The organism is Dactylosporangium sp. NPDC000555, assembly GCF_040300025.1.
Lineage (GTDB): Bacteria > Actinomycetota > Actinomycetes > Mycobacteriales > Micromonosporaceae > Dactylosporangium.
In genome coordinates, this window is the sequence record NZ_JBEPDB010000016.1 from 29,094 (window position 1) to 44,732 (window position 15,639).

Below are 15,639 nucleotides of genomic sequence, written 5' to 3' on the forward strand. Positions count from 1 at the left end.
TCCTAAATACTAGGGGGCTACGTCACCATGTCCGCCCGACTGCCCGGCACGCCGCGGTTGCTACGCGCGCTCAACGACCGCGCCGCCCTCGAGTTGCTGCTCAGCCGCGGCCCGCTGACCCGCGCGCAGCTCGGCGAGCTGACCGGTTTGTCCAAGGTCACCGCATCGCAGCTGGTGGAACGGCTGGAGGAGCGAGGCCTGGTGGCCCGGGTCGGCGAGCAGGCCGGCGGACGCGGCCCCAATGCACAGATGTATGCGGTGGTGCCCACCACGGCGTTCGTCGTCGGCGTCGAGGCGGGCCCCGCGCACGTCGTCGCCGGAGTAGCGGACATCATGGGCAACATCGTGGGCCGCACCGACGTGGCCATCGGCGACGGCGACGACCCGGTCAAGGTCGTGCACGCCGCGGTTGTCGAGGCCGCGACCGCCGGCGGCGCGCCGATCGAGCGCATCCGGCGCATCGTGCTCGGCACACCCGGCCTGGTCGACCCGAAGAGCGGCGAGATCACGTTCGCCTGGGACCTGCCGCGCTGGCACCGGGGCCTGCTGACCGCGCTGCGCGACGACCTCGGCCGCCCGGTCATGTTCGAGAACGACGTCAACCTGGCCGCCATCGCCGAGCAGCACAGCGGCGCCGCCATCGGCACGCAGGACTTCGTGCTCGTCTGGCTCGACCGCGGCGTCGGCACCGCCGTGGTGCTCGGCGGCCGGCTGCACCGCGGCAGCGCCGGCGCTGCCGGCGAGATCGGCTACCTGCCGGTGGCCGGCACGCAGGTGAGCCGGGACGCGTCGCGCCGCTCGAAGAGCGGGTTCCGCACCCTCGTCGACGCCGTGGCGGTGCGCGCGATCGCCAAGACCCACGGCTTCAAGGCCGCCGGCGCCGCCGAGGCCATCCGCGCCGCCATTGCCGCCGGCACGGCGGGCAGCCCCTTCCTCGACGAGCTCGCCCGCCGCATCTCCCTCGGTGTGGCCTCGGTCGGCCTGGTGCTCGACCCGGAGCTGGTCGTCCTGGCCGGCGAGATCGGCCAGGCCGGCGGCGCGGACCTGGCACAGCGGGTGCAGCACGAGGTGGCCGCGATCGCGGTCGTGTCGCCGCGGGTGGTCGCCACGGAGGTGGCCGCCGAGCCGGTGCTGCACGGTGCCATCCTCACGGGCCTGGACGCGGTCCGTGAGGAGGTCTTCGGCTCGACCGCCTGAAACTGACTCGCTCCGGCCTCATGGCATGCAGCGATAGGGCGTGCGGTGATCCCGTCGCCGGGCGGCGTCAGCGGGCGTCGCGGCGGCGCATCGCCACGAACGCGGCCGTCACCAGGATCGCCACGACCGCGGCGATGACCAGCCCGCCCTGCTGCCAGCTGCCCGAGAAGCCCGTCGCCGCCTCCGGCACGCAGCCGGTGCGGCACGGCCCGGCGTCCGCGTCGAAGGTGAAGTCCTTCGTGAGCCAGGCCGCGATGTAGCTGGAGAGACGGTACTTCTGCGAGTAGTCGACGGTCTCGACGACGCTGAAGAGGACCACGGCGCCGAGCTCGTAGATCATCAGGTAGGCCACGCCGACGCCGAGGGCCGTGGAGGTGTGCCGGCCCAGCGACGCGATGGAGAAGCCCAGCGCCGTGCCGGCCAGGGCCAGCGCGACGACGCGCACGCCGGTCAGCAGCAGCGAGCCGAACTCGTCGGCCGTCATCTGGCTCACCGTGCCGCTGCCGGCCGCGACGCCCATGAAGGCGGCGGTCCAGAGCCCGAGGTACACCACGGAGATGAGGCCCATGCCGGCGCACGCCGCGAGCAGCTTGGCGCCCAGGACCGCGCCGCGGCGGGGGGCCCACAGCAGCAGGGAGGCCATGCCGCCGGAGCTCCACTCGACGCCGACGAACGACGCACCGAGCACGAACCCGGCCACGGCCAGCACGATCGCGGCGGTTGTGTACAGCGACGGCCACTGGCGGTGGAACGAGAAGCCGTAGGTGAGCAGCGACTCGGGCGTCGGGCGCGGGCCGTAGTCGCAGCCGCGCGGGAACGACTCGTTGGGCTCGGCGTTCTCCAGGCCGCTCTGGACCTTCGAGCAGCGGTCGCCCTTGCGGTCCCAGACCTCGCCGGCGGAGGCGGCGTTGGTCTTCGCCAGCTCGATCTCGGTAGCGGTGGGCGTGCTGCGGGTGAGCGTGAAGCCGAACGTGAGCAGCACCAGCAGGGTGCCGATGAGCACGAGGGCGATCAGCGTGACGCGGCGGCTGAACAGCCGCGACCACTCGGCGGCGAACAGCTGGGTCAAACCGGCGGCGTTCACGCGCCCTCCTCGCGGGACCAGTCGGAGTCGTCGACAGGGCGGAACGCGCCGCGGCCGGGGCCGCCGCCGGTGAGGCTGAGGAACGCGTCCTCGAGCTGGGCGACCGGGGCCAGCTCGCGCACCCACAGGTCGTTGACGCCGAGGGCGTGCGACACCCAGGCGGGGTCGGCCAGGTCGTGGACCACCAGGTGGTCGCCGGCGATGCTGACGTGCGCGCCGGCGTCGGTGAGGATCTGCGCGGCGCGGTGGTGGTCCTCGACGCGCACCCGATACGCCCCCTTGTCGGCGACGGCGAGCACCTGCGACACCGGGCCGGCGGCCACCGTGCGGCCGCGCGAGATGATCGTGACCGAGTCGCAGATCTGCTGGATCTCGGCCAGGATGTGGCTGGAGATCAGCACGGTCATGCCCCGGTCGGCCTGGGCGCGCAGCAGGTCGCGCATCTCGCGGACGCCGGCCGGGTCGAGGCCGTTGTTGGGCTCGTCGAGAATGAGCAGCTCCGGGTCCTTGAGCAGCGCGGAGGCGACGGCGAGCCGCTGGCGCATGCCCAGGGAGTACGACCGGATCGGGTCCTCGGCACGGTCGGCGAGACCGACCTGGTCGAGCACGACCCCGATCCGCTGCTTCGGCACGCCGCCGGCCTTCGCCAGCAAGGACAGGGTTTTGTACCCCGTGAAGTTGCCGAAGAACGCCGGCGCCTCGACGATCGCGCCGACCCGGGGCGCGACCCGGGCCTGCTGGCGCGGGACGGGCTCGCCGAGGATGCGCATCTCCCCACCGTCGGCGCGCAGCAGCCCGAGCAGCGTCTTCAACGTCGTGGACTTGCCTGAGCCGTTGGGGCCGAGGAAGCCGTGGATCTGCCCGGGCTCGACGAGCATGTCGAGCCGGTCGATCGCGGCTCGCGGTTTGCCGAACACGCTCTGGTACGTCTTGACTAGTCCGGAGATTTCCAATGCCGGTGTCATCGCAGGGCACAATACGGGGTTTCGGCGGCGACCGTGGGGCCCGTCATCCATCGAGGGGCCGCTCATGGTTGGATTGGCACGTGTCAGATGACCTTGTGATCGCGGTGAAGAATGCGACGGTCACCCGCGACCGCAGCGACCTGATTCGGTCGGTGAGCTGGCAGGTCGAGGTCGACGAGCGCTGGGTGATCCTCGGGCCGAACGGCGCGGGCAAGACCACGCTGCTCAACCTCGCCGGCGCCCGGATGTATCCGACCCGCGGCTCGGTCAGCGTGCTGGGCGAGCGGCTCGGCCGCACGAACCTCGCCGAGCTCAAGACCCGGATCGGGTTCTCCTCCAACGGGCTGGCCCTGCCGCCGGAGGAGACCGCGCGCGACGTGGTGCTCACCGCCTCCTGGGCGGTCGTGGGACGCTACCGCGAGCGGTACGACGCGATGGACGAGACCCGCGCGATGGAACTGCTGGACCAGTTCGGCGTCGCTGCGCTGGCCGACCGGCTTTACGGCACCCTGTCGGAGGGCGAGCGCAAGCGGGTACAGATCGCCCGCGCCCTGATGACCGACCCGGAGCTGTTGCTGCTCGACGAGCCGACCGCCGGGCTGGACCTGGGCGCCCGGGAGGACCTGGTGCGGCGGCTGGCCGACCTGGCCGCCGACCCGGACGCGCCGGCGCTCGTCCTCGTCACGCACCACGTGGAGGAGATCCCGCCCGGCTTCACCCACGCGATGCTGATGCGCGACGGCGGTGTGGTGGCCCAGGGGCTACTCCGGGACACCATCACCGCCGACAACCTGTCCAAGACGTTCGGCATGCCCCTGCGGCTGTCGATTAACGACGACCGGTTCCACGCTGTCAGTTAGCCTGGCTCTTGCTTCGCTCGAGCGTCGGTGTGGGGTTCCCACCCCACACCCCCCATGCTCGTTTCGCTCGCACTTTTTGCGTGCGCTTCGCGCCGCTGCGTTCTGGTTGCGGTTGGCTGCGGGCGCCTTCGGTGCGGGCAAGGCCAGGCTCGTGGGTTGGTTAGCCTGGCTCTCGCTTCGCGCCCGTGCGTTCCGGTTGCGGTTCGCTCAGCGGGCCTTGAACGACGGCTTGCGCTTCTCCATGAACGCGGCCATGCCCTCCGCCTTGTCCTCCGTCGCGAACAGGGCCGCGAACAGCTGACTCTCCCAGGTCAGGCCGGAGGCGAGGTCCATGTCGAGGCCGCCGTCGACGGCGAGCTTCGCGGCGCGCAGCGCGAGCGCCGGGCCGTCGACGTAGGGCCGGACGAGGTCGAGCGCGGTCTCGTAGACCTGCTCCCGCGGTACGACGCGATCGACGAGGCCCATCGCGAGCGCCTCCAGGGCGGGCACGAACCGGCCCGACATGATCAGGTCCTTGGCGCGCGCCGGGCCGACGAGGCGGGCCAGCCGCTGGGTGCCGCCGGCGCCGGGGATGATGCCCAGCGTGATTTCGGGCTGGCCCAGCGTCGCGTCCTCGGCGGCGACGCGCCAGTCCGCGGTGAGGGCCAGCTCACAGCCGCCGCCCAGCGCGTAGCCGGTGACCGCCGCCACGACCGGCTTGGGGATCCGGGCGACGGCGTCGAACGCGCTGGTGAGCGCCCCGGCGCGGGCGGCCATCGCGGCGTAGCCCATGCCGGCCATCTCCTTGATGTCGGCGCCGGCCGCGAAGACCTTCTCCCCGCCGTACAGCACGACCGCGCGCACGTCGTCGCGCTCCGTCGCCTCCCGCGCGGCGTCTCGCAGCTCCTCCTGGACCTGGATGTTCAGCGCGTTCATCGGCGGGCGGTCGAGCCGGATCGTGCCGATGCCGCCGTCGACCTCCAGCCGGACGAGCCGGCTCCCCTCCGTTTTCACCGCGTCCACAGTGTCTCCTCAACGTCGTTGTCGTTGCCCGGAGCGTATTCGGCTGTACCGTCAGAGTTGCCATGGCCACCACTTACTACCGCGATGACGTGGTACACATCAGTTCGGGGGGTGTGCGCGTCCATGATTCGTGGTATCCGCTGGAGACCCTGACGTACATCTGGCACCAGCGCACCGGCCGCCTGCGCCACGGTATGTACATGATCGCCACCCGCGGCGGCACCGTGCTGCTCGTCTTGGGCCTGCTCGTGGCGGCCGGTATGGCGGCGCGGCGCATCGACTTCGGTGGCGAGCAGCGCACGATGTACATCGCCGGCGGCATCCTCGCCGTCATCGTCCTCGGCGGGATCGTCGCGTTCAGCCTCGAGGGCCTGCTCGACCTGCTCGACCGTGCCCACGACCACGGCAAGGGCGTGCACGAGATCTGGGTGCGCACGCACGACGGAGACTCGATGATCTACTCAACCACGGACTCCCCGAAATTCGGGCAGATCTATCGAGCGCTGCAGCGGGCGGTCGAGCAGTCGGCCTAGCCTCACGGTGGCCGTGACACCCGCCGGCGTAGTCCACTCCGCCTACACTGCGGGCATGTCTACGCCAGGGATCCGGCTCGGGGTCGACTTCGGCACCTCGAACACCGTCGCGGTGGTGCGATGGCCGGACGGGCGATCCCGGCCCCTGATCTTCGACGGCTCCCCGCTGCTGCCCTCGGCCGTCTACGCCGAGCCAGGCGGCGCGATCATCGTCGGCCGCGACGCCGTGCACAGCGCCCGGCTGGAGCCGGCCCGCTTCGAGCCCAACCCGAAGCGCCGTATCGACGACGGCGCGGTGCTGCTCGGCGACCGGGAGGTGCCGGTCAACGAGCTCATCGCCGCGGTGCTGCGCCGGGTGCGCGACGAGTGGGCCCGCACCGTCGGCGACGCCGTGCCGGACGTGACCGTGACGGTCCCGGCCTCGTGGGGCGCGACCCGCCGCCTGTCGATCGCCGACGCGGCCGCGGCGGCCGGGCTGGGCCGGGTCCGGCTGGTGCCCGAGCCGGTGGCCGCCGCCGCGTACTTCACCCAGGTCCTCGGCCACGACGTGCGGGTCGGCTCGGTCGTCGTGGTGTACGACTTCGGCGCCGGCACCTTCGACGCGAGCGTGGTCGCCCGCACCGCCGGCGGCTTCGAGGTGCTGGCCGTCGACGGCCGCGACGACATCGGCGGCGTCGACGTGGACAACGCCGTCGTCGAGCACATCGGCACGCTCTGTGAGCCGCAGGCGCCGCAGGAGTGGGCGCGACTGATGCGCCCGCAGACCGTCGAGGACCGCCGGCACCGCCGCCTGCTGTGGGACGACGCGCGGGTGGCGAAGGAGCGGCTGTCCCGCCAGCCGGCGTCCGACCTGACGATTCCGCTGCTCAACGTGGACGTACACCTGACACGGGAGGAGCTCGAGCGCCTCGCCCTGCCGATGCTCAAGCAGACGATCCGCGTGACCGAGGGCGTGATGCGCTGGGCGCAGCTGCCCGAGGACGCGGTGGCGGGCGTGTTCCTGGTCGGCGGCTCCAGCCGGATGCCGCTCGTGGCGACCCTGCTGCACCGGGAGCTGGGCCGGGCCCCGGTGGCCATCGAGCAGCCCGAGCTGGTCGTCGCCGAGGGCAGCATGCTGGCCGGCTCGACGGTGACCCAGGCCGGCGCCTCGCCGGCGCCCGGGCCGGCGACGGGCGGCCTGCCGCAGCTCCCGGGCCTCCCGTGGCAGCAGTCCGGCGCCCCGGTCGCGGGCCCGGTCTCGCCCGCCGCGGGCCCGGTCTCGTCCGCCGCGAGCCCCGTCTCGGCGCCCCCGGGCGAGGGCTTCTCGTTGCCGCCGGCCGGCGGGTTCGGTGCGCCGGTGTCGGCGCCGCCGTCGGGCGGGCCGCTGTGGCCCGATGGCCCGGTGCCGGCGCACCCGCCCGTCTCCAGCGTGCCCGTTTCCGCGCCGCCGCCCGGTGGCTACCAGGTCGCTCCGCCGCCCGGTGGCTACCAGGTCGCTCCGCCGCCCGGTGGCTACCAGGTCGTGCCGCCGCCCGGTGGCTACCAGACCACGCCGGTGTCCGTCCCTCCGGGTGGCGCTGTTTCCGCGCCGCCCGTTTCTTCGCCGCCGGTATCGGCGCCGCCAAACCGGCCGGCGAGCGCGGGGCGGGTGTTCGTCTCCGGCGGCGGGGTCCCGGAGGCGTCGACGCGCTACGACGAGTACGGCAACGCGTTCGGCGCCGGCCGCGCCCCGCTGTCCACCCCTCCGCCCGCCCCGCAGCGCTCGGCCCCCGCGCAGCCGGCCCGGCCGGCCTCGCCTCCGCAGTCCGCCCCGCCGCGCACGCCGGCGACGCCGTCCCGGCCCGCCGCACGGCCGCAGGCCGACGCCGCCGGGTACGACGACGCGCGCCCGCGCCGCGGGCCGGTCGCGCGGGCGCTGCTGGCCCTGTTCGTGCTGGTGCTGCTGGTGGTAACGCCGCTGGCGGCCGGGTACGTGTCGTACTACCTGACGACCGACCACTGGCCGCAGCCCGTCGCGGGCTGGTTCGGCTCGGACAACCCCTGAGCGTGTCCGGCATCACTTCGCCCGATGAACGTGAGTAGGATTCACACATGACGAAGATCGACGGGCATGGCGGAGACCTGGCGCTGGCGGCGCTGCGCGGGTTCGGGGTCGCCGAGATGTTCACCCTGTCTGGCGGCCACGTCTTCCCGCTGTACGACGCGGCGAAGAAGGCCGGCGTGCGCATCGTCGACGTGCGGCACGAGCAGTCCGCGGTGTTCGCCGCCGAGGCGGTCGCGAAGCTGCAGCGCCGCCCGGGGCTGGCCGTGCTGACCGCCGGGCCGGGCGTCACCAACGGCGTGTCCGGGCTCACCAGCGCGATGTTCAACGGCGCGCCGGTGGTCGTGCTCGGCGGACGGGCCCCGCAGTTCCGCTGGGGCTCGGGCAGCCTGCAGGAGATGGACCACCTGCCCATCGTGCGCGCGGTCACCAAGCACGCCGAGACGGTCTTCGCCACCGACGAGGTCTACGCGCGGATGCGGGCCGCGGCCCTCACCGCGCTCACCCCGCACCGGGGACCGGTCTTCGTGGACCTGCCGCTGGAGGTCGTCTTCTCCACCGCGGACGGGATCGAGGAGGAGGCGGCTCCGGCCGTACCGGCGCAGGAGCCGGACCCCGACGAGGTACACCGCGCCGTCAGCCTCCTGGCCGCGGCCCAGCGGCCGGTCATCGTCGCCGGCTCCGACGTCTGGGCCGGCGACGCCACCGCCGCGCTGCGCGAGGCCGCGGAGGCGCTGCGCGTCCCGGTGTTCGCCAATGGCATGGGGCGCGGCACGCTGCCGCCGGGTCACCCGCTCGCCTTCGCGCGGGCGCGCAAGCCCGCGTTCGGCGGCGCCGACGTCATCGCCGTCGTCGGCACGCCGCTGGACTTCAGGCTCGGCTTCGGCGAATTCGGCGGCGCGCAGGTGGTGCACGTCACCGACGCGGCCTCGCAGAAGGCCGGGCACGTCACGCCGGCCGCGGCGCCCACCGGCGACCTGCGGCTGATCCTGTCGGCCTTCGCGGCCTACGGCGGCCCGATCGCCGACCACGAGGAGTGGATCGCGACGCTGCGCGCCGCGGAGAGCGCGGCGAAGGCGCGGGAGACCGAGGCACTCGAGGCCGACACCGACCCGATCAAGCCCAGCCGGGTGTACGGCGAACTGCGCAAGGTGCTGGCCGAGGACGCGGTGACGATCGGCGACGGCGGCGACTTCGTCTCCTACGCCGGCAAGTACCTGGAGCCGGCCCGCCCCGGCACCTGGCTCGACCCGGGGCCGTACGGCTGCCTCGGCACCGGCATGGGCTACGCGATGGGCGCGCGGATCACCTACCCGGACCGGCAGATCTGCGTGCTTATGGGCGACGGCGCGGCCGGGTTCTCGCTGATGGACGTGGAGTCGCTGGTGCGCCAGCAGTTGCCGGTCGTCATCGTGGTCGGCAACAACGGCATCTGGGGGCTGGAGAAGCACCCGATGCGCCAGATCTACGGCTACGACGTGGCCGCCGACCTGCAGCCCGGGCTGCGCTACGACGACGTGGTGAAGGCGCTCGGGGGCGCGGGGGAGACCGTCGAGAAGCCGGGCGATCTGGCCGGGGCGCTGGGGCGCGCGTTCGCTTCGGGCGTGCCGTACCTGGTGAACGTGCTCACGGATCCGGAGGACGCGTACCCGCGCTCGTCGAACCTGGCCTGAGGCCCGGACTGGACCACCTTGTGGGTGGTGCTGCCGTGGGCGACCTTGTGGGTGGTGTCGTGCCAGTGGGTTGATCTTGCTCGTGGGTTGGTCGTGCCGGCTACTCCAGGCCGAGCAGGCTACTCCAGGCCGAGCAGGCGCGGGAGTTCGCCGATCGAGCCGATGACCTCCTGCGCGCCCGCGGCCTGCAGCGCCTGGCGGTCACCCGCGCCGGTCAGGACGCCGATGAGCAGGCCCGCGCCCGCGCGTTGGCCGGCGATGAGGTCCAGCGGCGTGTCGCCGACGACGAGCATGCGGCGCACGTCCTCGACCCCGAGCTTCAGCGCCGAGACGAGCATGAAGTCCGGGAACGGTCGGCCCCGCCCGGCGTCGGCGGGGGAGAGCACCAGGTCGACCTGGCCCCACCAGCCGAGCGCGTCGATGATCGCCTCCTGCGTGGCCCGGGCGAACCCGGTCGTCAGCGCGACCTTGATCCCGCTGGCGCGCAGCGTCTTGATCGCCTCGATGGCGCCCGGGATCGGCAGCACGGCGCCCTCGTCGACGAGCAGCCCGTACGCCTCCTCGAACGTCTCGTTGGCGGCCTGAGCGCGCCGCTCGTCGCCGTTCAGCAGGAGCCGGAACACCTCGATGCGGCTCTGTCCCATCGTCTTGCGCACGACGGCGAGCATGCGCTCGTGCTGCGGGGTGCCAGGCGCCACGCCCTCCCCGGCGAACGCCACCGTGAAGGCCTGCTCAACCAGGCCGTCATCACGCACCGTAGTGCCTGCCATGTCAATGCAGGCGAGTTGCCACGCGGTCATCTCGCGATGGGAGCACGGCGAAGAGGCCGGAGAGTGAACGGCACAAAACCGTCAGAAGGCACCCGTTCGGCGCGGCGCGCGCGGGCGGCCGCCGCGCACGTTTGCCGGCATGCCCGGACTGGGGATTGGCAGACCATGACCCGTTCCGCCGTTGTCATCAACCCGTCGAAGGTCCTGGACCTCGACGCGCGCCGCCGCGAGCTCCGCGACGCCCTGGCGGCGGCCGGCTGGCCCGAGCCGCTCTGGCTGGAGACGACGCTGGAGGACCCCGGGTCCGGCATGGCCGAGGAGGCCGCCGCGGCCGGCGCGGAGGTGGTACTCGTCTGCGGCGGCGACGGCACCGTCAGGGCGGTCGCCGACGTGCTGGCGGGCAGCGATGTGGCCGTCGCACTCATCCCGTCCGGCACCGGCAACCTGCTCGCCAACGACCTGGGTATCCCGTACGACGTGGCCGAGGCGGTCGCGGTCGCCGTCGGCGGCGGACGGCGGCGCATCGATGTCGGCGTGGTGGAGGGCGCGGGCGCGTTCACCGTGATGGCCGGCATGGGCTTCGACGCCGCGATGGTCGGCGAGACGCCCGACGAGGCAAAGCGCCGCTTCGGCTGGGCCGCGTACGCCGCGTCCGGGCTGCGCAACCTCACCCGCCGCCGCATGGCGGTGCGCATCCGGCTGGACGGCGGCCGCTGGATGCACCGCCGGGCTGGCAGCGTGCTCGTCGCCAACGTGGGCCGCCTGCGGGGTGGCATCCGGCTGCTGCCCGACGCCGAGCCCGGCGACGGCTACCTCGACATCGCGGTCCTCAGCCCGAGCCACCTGGCGGACTGGCTGCGGCTGGCCGGCGGGGTGCTGGTGTGGCGCAGCGGCGACACCCACGGCCTGGAGACCTTCCGCGCCCGCGCGGTCGAGGTCCTTGCCGCCCGCGAGGAGCCACGCGAAATCGACGGCGACGTCATCCCGCCCGATCGCCGCCTGGCCGCCCGCGTACGCCCGGGCGCGCTGATCGTGTGCGTCCCGCAGGTCTGACCGTTTCTTCGTCCCGTGCTCGCCCTCGCTCAGCGGCGCGGGTGCGTTATGCGCCCGGGTCGTCCTCGCGGCGTTTGAGGTCCTCCTCCCAGCGTCGCAACAGCTCAGCGTCGTTGCGGGACTGGGAGGTGTCGATGCCGCGCAGGAACTCCGGGTCGTCGTCCGGCGCGGGCGCCCGCCTGCGGCTTCGGCCGCCCGCGAGCACCCCCGCCCGCTGTTCGAGCGAGGCGGGGCGGCCGGCGAAGAACCACGCGATGGGGCCGGCGATCGGCAGGAACAGGATCGCCAGGAACCAAACGGGCCGGGGCAGCCCGCGGATGTCCTCGCGCTCCGAGGACAGACAGTCGATCAGCGCGATCAGCGTCGCGAGCAGCACGATCAAGAAGGGCAGTGCGCGTCCCATGGCGCCATCATGACTCAGGGAAGGGGGTCATGACATCAGCAACAGGGTGCCCATCACGCAGTACACCAGGATGAGCGCGACCAGCGACGGCAGCGTTCGCCCGATCGGGGTGGTGAGATCGCGGATGCGGCGGAGGGTGAGCCACACCGCGGCGGCCCAGCCGAGCGCGACGGCGGCCAGGGCCCACGCCGCGGGCATTGTCGGCTCCAGGTGTACCGCGGCCAGGCGCGCCAGCAGCAGCGCCATCACGGTGAACGAGACCAGGGTCCGGCGCCACGACAGGTAGGTGCGCTCGAGCTGGGCGCCCGAGGGCTGCTGCGGTGCGCTGTGGTGGTTGTCTTCGGGGAACTCGCGTTGCTCCGGACGGTCGCCCGAGGGCTGCTGCGGCGCGTCGTGGTGGTTGTCTTCGGGGAGCTCGCGTTGCTCCGGACGGTCGCCCGAGGGCTGCTGCGGCGCGTCGTGGTGGTCGTGTTCGGGGAGTTCAGGCTGCTTGCGGCGATCGTCCGGGGGCGGCTGCGGCTCGCTCACAGGAGCGTCGCCACGAGCAGCGCGGCTGCGCCCAGGGTGACCGCGAGCGCGAGGATGGCCGGGAACCGCGACCGGGGCAGCGCCTCACCCAGCCGCATCGCCCGCTCGCTGCGGGCCCAGTGATCGACCGCCCGCATCGCGACGAGGGCCCCGAGCGCGAGCAGTGGTACCGCGATCACGATCCGCAGCCGTTTCTCGGGCAGGAACTGCGCGATCGCGAGCCCGCCGCCGATCAGCGCCAGGGCGGTGCGCAGCCAGGCGAGGAAGGTGCGCTCGTTGGCCAGCGAGAAGCGATAGTCGGGGGTGCTGCCGACCGAGCGGACCTCGTCGGGATCGAACCAGAGCCGGACCACCGACCACATTGACATGAATTGTCGGCCCCCTCGGTGCAGTCGCCTGTCGCGCCGAACTCCCGCTTGCCGGACTACGCGCTCCCAAGGTACGTCTCGTGCCGACCGGCGCCGCCGTCATGATCGGTGCCGGGTCCCTTGCCGGCACCCGGTCTTCGGCGACCTCGCCGCGTCGGCCTTTGGCCGACCGTTTCGTGACGCCTTGCTTACGGGGCGTCGGCGCGGCGCCACACGTCGCGGATCGCGTCCGACACGCAGGCCTCGCGCGGGCGGCCGCAGGTGCACAAATGCTCGTCCGGAGCCTCGCGCCTGCGGTGTGTGACCTTTTCCCCAGGTTGCTGTGCGGCGGCGGCGGCAAGCCGCGAGCCCGGGCCCAAGATTACGGATTTTTCCGACATATCACCCACCTCTGGCATCAGAATGCGCCTAGGTGGTGACACTTTTCACCGCCACCCCGAATCTACCGCCCAGTAACATCTGGGAGGCAAACCTGTTACCACTCGCGACGAGCCGTAACGTGGGGTGCAAGTCGCCAGCGATGGCGCGGTGACTGTCAAGCAGGAGGACCTCGGACCACGATGAAGATCGTCGTACTCGTCAAGCAGGTGCCGGACTCCGGCGCGGAGCGCACCCTGCGCAATGACGACAACACCGTCGACCGCGCGTCGGCGAACAATGTGATCAACGAGATGGACGAGTACGCCATCGAGGAGGCCCTTCGCCTCCAGGAGGCGCACGGCGGCGAGGTCGTCGTCCTGACTGTCGGCCCGGACCGCGCGACGGAGTCGATCCGCAAGGCGCTGTCGATGGGCCCGGACTCGGCCGTGCACGTCGTCGACGACGCGCTGCACGGTTCGTGCGCCGTCGCCACGTCGAAGGTCCTCGCGGCCGCCATCGCCCAGCAGAACGCCGACCTGGTCATCTGCGGCGCCGAGTCGACCGACGGCCGGGTGCAGGTCATGCCGCACATGGTCGCCGAGCGGCTGGGCATCGCCGCGCTCACCGGCGCGCGGAAGCTGACCGTGGAGGGCTCGCAGCTGACCATCGAGCGGCAGACCGACGAGGGCTACGAGGTCGTCACCGCCGCCACCCCGGCGCTGGTCAGCGTCTGGGACACGATCAACGACCCGCGGTACCCGTCGTTCAAGGGGATCATGGCGGCCAAGAAGAAGCCGCTGCAGACGCTGTCGCTGGCCGACCTGGGCATCGCCGCCGGCGAGGTCGGGCTCGACGGCGCGACCAGCGCCGTGGCCGAGCACAACAAGCGCCCGCCGCGCCAGGCCGGCAACAAGATCGACGCGGGCGACGACGGTGGCGCGAAGCTCGTCGAGTACCTCGCCTCCGAGAAGTTCGTGTAAGGGGAGACGGAAACCATGGCTGAAGTTCTGGTCGTAGTCGAGGCCTCCTCGCAGGGCGGGGTCAAGAAGGTCACGCTCGAGATGCTCACCCTCGCCCGCACGCTGGGCGGGGACGTCGCCGCCGTCGTGCTCGGCGGGTCCTCGGACGAGCTGACCGCCAAGCTCGGCGAGTACGGCGCCACGAAGATCTACGCCGCCGCCGGCGCCGACCTCGACGAGTACCTGGTCGCCCCGAAGGCGACCGTCCTGGCCGGGCTGATCCAGCGGGTCTCGCCGGCCGCGGTCCTGCTCGCCTCCACGCAGGAGGGCAAGGAGATCGCCGCCCGCGTCGCCGTCAAGCTCGACAACGGCGTGCTCACCGACGTGGTCGCGCTGGAGCCGGACGGTACCGCCACGCAGGTGGTCTTCGCCGGCTCGACGATCGTCAAGTCCAAGGTCACCAAGGGCCTGCCGATCGTGACCGTGCGCCCGAACTCCCTCACGCCCGCCCCCGCGCCGGCCACCCCCGCCGTCGAGCCGGTCGAGGTCGCCGTGGCGGACAAGGACCGGCTCGCCAAGGTCGTGGAGCGCAAGGTCGAGGCGAAGGGCGCCCGCCCCGAGCTGGCCGAGGCGTCCATCGTCGTCTCCGGCGGCCGCGGCGTCGGCAGCGCGGACAACTTCAAGCTGGTCGAGGAGCTGGCCGACCTGCTCGGCGGCGCGGTCGGCGCGTCGCGCGCGGCGGTCGACTCCGGCTTCTACCCGCACCAGTTCCAGGTCGGTCAGACCGGTAAGACCGTGTCGCCGCAGCTGTACGTCGCGCTGGGCATCTCCGGCGCGATCCAGCACCGCGCCGGCATGCAGACGTCGAAGACCATCGTCGCCGTGAACAAGGATGCCGAGGCGCCGATCTTCGAACTGGCCGACTTCGGCGTGGTCGGCGACCTGTTCAAGGTCGTCCCGCAGGCCGCCGAGGAGATCCGCAAGCGTAAGTAGCTGTGAAAGAGGCGCCCGCCGGCTTGTCGGCGGGCGCCTTCGCGTTCACGGCAGTTTGCCGCGCAGCATGCTGCGCCCGGAGTGCGCGGCCTTCCCGTCGTGCGGTTCCGCGGAGATGTCGATGACGTCGTACCGAGCAAGATCCACCGTCGCCGGCACCGCGAGCGAAAGGTTCGGACCTTTGCCCAGCACCCCGAGCGCCTCCATGCGCCCGGCCGGACCGGTCCCGTCGAGTAGCCACGCCTCGTAAACGCCGTCCGCCTGAACGGGCATCCCCTCGGCGCGGACGATGAGCCGCCGTTCGCCGTCGATGGTGCGCACGCAGGCGTACCCGCTCGCCCCTCGCGGCGCCTCCGGCAGCGCGTCGAGCCGCGCCCGCGCGTCCTGCGGCCGGCAGTTGGCCGCGGCGTCGCCGCCGTAGCGCCCGCGAAGCAGGAGGGCGGTCGCCCCGGCGCCGGCCAGCGCCCCCATGATGGCGGCCAGCGCCGCGATCGCCACGACACCACCCCACCCGGGCCCCCGCCGCCTCACGTGCCGCGCCGCCCGGCCGGTCAGCACGACCCCACCGTCCTGCGCCGCCGTACCCTTCCGCATCAGCCCCTTCCGCGTGGCCCTGCCGCTGAGCGCCACTTCACCGCTCAGCGCCGCCCCATCCCAAGCCGCGTCCCATGCCGCGCGGTCGCGGCCGGTCCCATCCCATGTCGCGCGGTCTTGGTCAGTTTCATCCCATGTCGCGCGATCTCGACCAGTTTCATCCCATGTCGCGCGGTCTCGGTCGGCCCCATCCAGTGCCGCGCGGTCTCGGCCAGCCCCATCCCATGCCGCGGGGTTTCGGTCGCCGCCTTCCAATGGCGCGGGGTCTCGGCCGGCC

Annotated in this window: 16 protein-coding genes; 8 read left to right on the plus strand and 8 right to left on the minus strand. The window is 72.7% G+C overall.

What is annotated here, in order from left to right; translation table 11 throughout:
• Positions 1-27 precede the first annotated feature (27 nt).
• Positions 28-1,197, plus strand: coding sequence for an ROK family transcriptional regulator (locus tag ABT297_RS13155; RefSeq protein WP_350548349.1), 1,170 nt, complete (start codon positions 28-30; stop codon positions 1,195-1,197).
• A 67-nt stretch (positions 1,198-1,264) separates the two neighbouring features.
• Here the strand turns inward: ABT297_RS13155 and ABT297_RS13160 are convergent, their stop codons facing one another.
• Positions 1,265-2,281 (minus strand): ABC transporter permease subunit, encoded by a 1,017-nt coding sequence (locus tag ABT297_RS13160; protein ID WP_350548351.1) that lies wholly within the window; start codon positions 2,279-2,281, stop codon positions 1,265-1,267.
• Complete coding sequence (locus ABT297_RS13165; RefSeq protein ID WP_350548353.1) at positions 2,278-3,246, minus strand: ABC transporter ATP-binding protein; 969 nt, start codon at positions 3,244-3,246, stop codon at positions 2,278-2,280. The genes ABT297_RS13160 and ABT297_RS13165 overlap by 4 nt, the downstream gene beginning before the upstream one ends.
• 80 nt (positions 3,247-3,326) lie before the next feature.
• Here ABT297_RS13165 and ABT297_RS13170 point away from each other — a divergent pair, with 80 nt between their 5' ends.
• The gene (locus ABT297_RS13170) at positions 3,327-4,106 is read left to right on the plus strand and encodes an ABC transporter ATP-binding protein (protein WP_350548355.1); all 780 of its coding nucleotides are present in this window, start codon (positions 3,327-3,329) and stop codon (positions 4,104-4,106) included.
• 207 nt (positions 4,107-4,313) lie between these two features.
• Here ABT297_RS13170 and ABT297_RS13175 read toward each other — a convergent pair whose 3' ends face one another.
• On the minus strand, positions 4,314-5,099 hold the full coding sequence (locus ABT297_RS13175; RefSeq protein WP_350548499.1) for an enoyl-CoA hydratase/isomerase family protein: 786 nt from the start codon (positions 5,097-5,099) through the stop codon (positions 4,314-4,316).
• A gap of 71 nt (positions 5,100-5,170) precedes the next feature.
• Here ABT297_RS13175 and ABT297_RS13180 point away from each other — a divergent pair, with 71 nt between their 5' ends.
• Genes ABT297_RS13180 through ABT297_RS13190 form a run of 3 tightly spaced genes read left to right on the plus strand, consistent with a single transcriptional unit; the run spans position 5,171 to position 9,334 of the window.
• Positions 5,171-5,641 (plus strand): DUF6232 family protein, encoded by a 471-nt coding sequence (locus ABT297_RS13180; protein WP_350548357.1) that lies wholly within the window; start codon positions 5,171-5,173, stop codon positions 5,639-5,641.
• 55 nt (positions 5,642-5,696) lie between these two features.
• The gene (locus tag ABT297_RS13185) at positions 5,697-7,664 is read left to right on the plus strand and encodes an Hsp70 family protein (RefSeq protein ID WP_350548359.1); all 1,968 of its coding nucleotides are present in this window, start codon (positions 5,697-5,699) and stop codon (positions 7,662-7,664) included.
• 47 nt (positions 7,665-7,711) lie between these two features.
• Positions 7,712-9,334, plus strand: coding sequence for an acetolactate synthase (locus tag ABT297_RS13190; protein WP_350548361.1), 1,623 nt, complete (start codon positions 7,712-7,714; stop codon positions 9,332-9,334).
• Positions 9,335-9,453: 119 nt separating this feature from the next.
• Here the strand turns inward: ABT297_RS13190 and ABT297_RS13195 are convergent, their stop codons facing one another.
• Positions 9,454-10,134 carry a phosphonatase-like hydrolase gene (locus ABT297_RS13195; RefSeq protein ID WP_350548363.1) on the minus strand — a complete coding sequence of 227 codons (681 nt, stop codon included), beginning with the start codon at positions 10,132-10,134 and terminating at the stop codon, positions 9,454-9,456.
• Between the two features lie 135 nt (positions 10,135-10,269).
• Between ABT297_RS13195 and ABT297_RS13200 the strand changes: the two genes are divergently transcribed.
• Entirely contained in the window at positions 10,270-11,157 is an 888-nt protein-coding gene (locus ABT297_RS13200; RefSeq protein ID WP_350548365.1) for a diacylglycerol/lipid kinase family protein, read from the plus strand.
• Positions 11,158-11,203: 46 nt separating this feature from the next.
• Here the strand turns inward: ABT297_RS13200 and ABT297_RS13205 are convergent, their stop codons facing one another.
• From ABT297_RS13205 to ABT297_RS13215, 3 genes are read right to left on the minus strand one after another with little or no spacing between them, the layout of a single operon-like run.
• The gene (locus ABT297_RS13205) at positions 11,204-11,560 is read right to left on the minus strand and encodes a PLD nuclease N-terminal domain-containing protein (protein ID WP_350548367.1); all 357 of its coding nucleotides are present in this window, start codon (positions 11,558-11,560) and stop codon (positions 11,204-11,206) included.
• Positions 11,561-11,587: 27 nt separating this feature from the next.
• On the minus strand, positions 11,588-12,088 hold the full coding sequence (locus ABT297_RS13210; protein WP_350548369.1) for a DUF202 domain-containing protein: 501 nt from the start codon (positions 12,086-12,088) through the stop codon (positions 11,588-11,590).
• Positions 12,085-12,450: a YidH family protein gene (locus ABT297_RS13215; protein WP_350548371.1), complete on the minus strand. Its 366-nt coding sequence runs from the start codon at positions 12,448-12,450 to the stop codon at positions 12,085-12,087. The genes ABT297_RS13210 and ABT297_RS13215 overlap by 4 nt, the downstream gene beginning before the upstream one ends.
• Before the next feature lie 566 nt (positions 12,451-13,016).
• On the opposite strand from ABT297_RS13215, the gene ABT297_RS13220 reads away from it, so the two are divergent.
• Positions 13,017-13,796 (plus strand): electron transfer flavoprotein subunit beta/FixA family protein, encoded by a 780-nt coding sequence (locus ABT297_RS13220; RefSeq protein WP_350548373.1) that lies wholly within the window; start codon positions 13,017-13,019, stop codon positions 13,794-13,796.
• Between the two features lie 15 nt (positions 13,797-13,811).
• A complete protein-coding gene (locus ABT297_RS13225) occupies positions 13,812-14,768 on the plus strand; it encodes an electron transfer flavoprotein subunit alpha/FixB family protein (protein WP_350548375.1) in 957 nt (318 codons plus the stop codon).
• 45 nt (positions 14,769-14,813) lie between these two features.
• Here ABT297_RS13225 and ABT297_RS13230 read toward each other — a convergent pair whose 3' ends face one another.
• Entirely contained in the window at positions 14,814-15,362 is a 549-nt protein-coding gene (locus ABT297_RS13230; protein ID WP_350548377.1) for an anti-sigma factor, read from the minus strand.
• Positions 15,363-15,639: the final 277 nt, after the last annotated feature.

Excerpts from the sequence above, each read along its gene's own strand:
- ABT297_RS13155 (WP_350548349.1), top strand. The coding sequence starts at position 28 with ATGTCCGCCCGACTGCCCGGCACGCCGCGGTTGCTACGCGCGCTCAAC.
- ABT297_RS13165 (WP_350548353.1), bottom strand. The coding sequence starts at position 3,246 with ATGACACCGGCATTGGAAATCTCCGGACTAGTCAAGACGTACCAGAGC.
- ABT297_RS13180 (WP_350548357.1), top strand. The coding sequence starts at position 5,171 with ATGGCCACCACTTACTACCGCGATGACGTGGTACACATCAGTTCGGGG.
- ABT297_RS13185 (WP_350548359.1), top strand. The coding sequence starts at position 5,697 with ATGTCTACGCCAGGGATCCGGCTCGGGGTCGACTTCGGCACCTCGAAC.
- ABT297_RS13190 (WP_350548361.1), top strand. The coding sequence starts at position 7,712 with ATGACGAAGATCGACGGGCATGGCGGAGACCTGGCGCTGGCGGCGCTG.
- ABT297_RS13195 (WP_350548363.1), bottom strand. The coding sequence starts at position 10,134 with ATGACCGCGTGGCAACTCGCCTGCATTGACATGGCAGGCACTACGGTG.
- ABT297_RS13200 (WP_350548365.1), top strand. The coding sequence starts at position 10,270 with ATGACCCGTTCCGCCGTTGTCATCAACCCGTCGAAGGTCCTGGACCTC.
- ABT297_RS13205 (WP_350548367.1), bottom strand. The coding sequence starts at position 11,560 with ATGGGACGCGCACTGCCCTTCTTGATCGTGCTGCTCGCGACGCTGATC.
- ABT297_RS13215 (WP_350548371.1), bottom strand. The coding sequence starts at position 12,450 with ATGTGGTCGGTGGTCCGGCTCTGGTTCGATCCCGACGAGGTCCGCTCG.
- ABT297_RS13220 (WP_350548373.1), top strand. The coding sequence starts at position 13,017 with ATGAAGATCGTCGTACTCGTCAAGCAGGTGCCGGACTCCGGCGCGGAG.
- ABT297_RS13225 (WP_350548375.1), top strand. The coding sequence starts at position 13,812 with ATGGCTGAAGTTCTGGTCGTAGTCGAGGCCTCCTCGCAGGGCGGGGTC.
- ABT297_RS13230 (WP_350548377.1), bottom strand. The coding sequence starts at position 15,362 with ATGCGGAAGGGTACGGCGGCGCAGGACGGTGGGGTCGTGCTGACCGGC.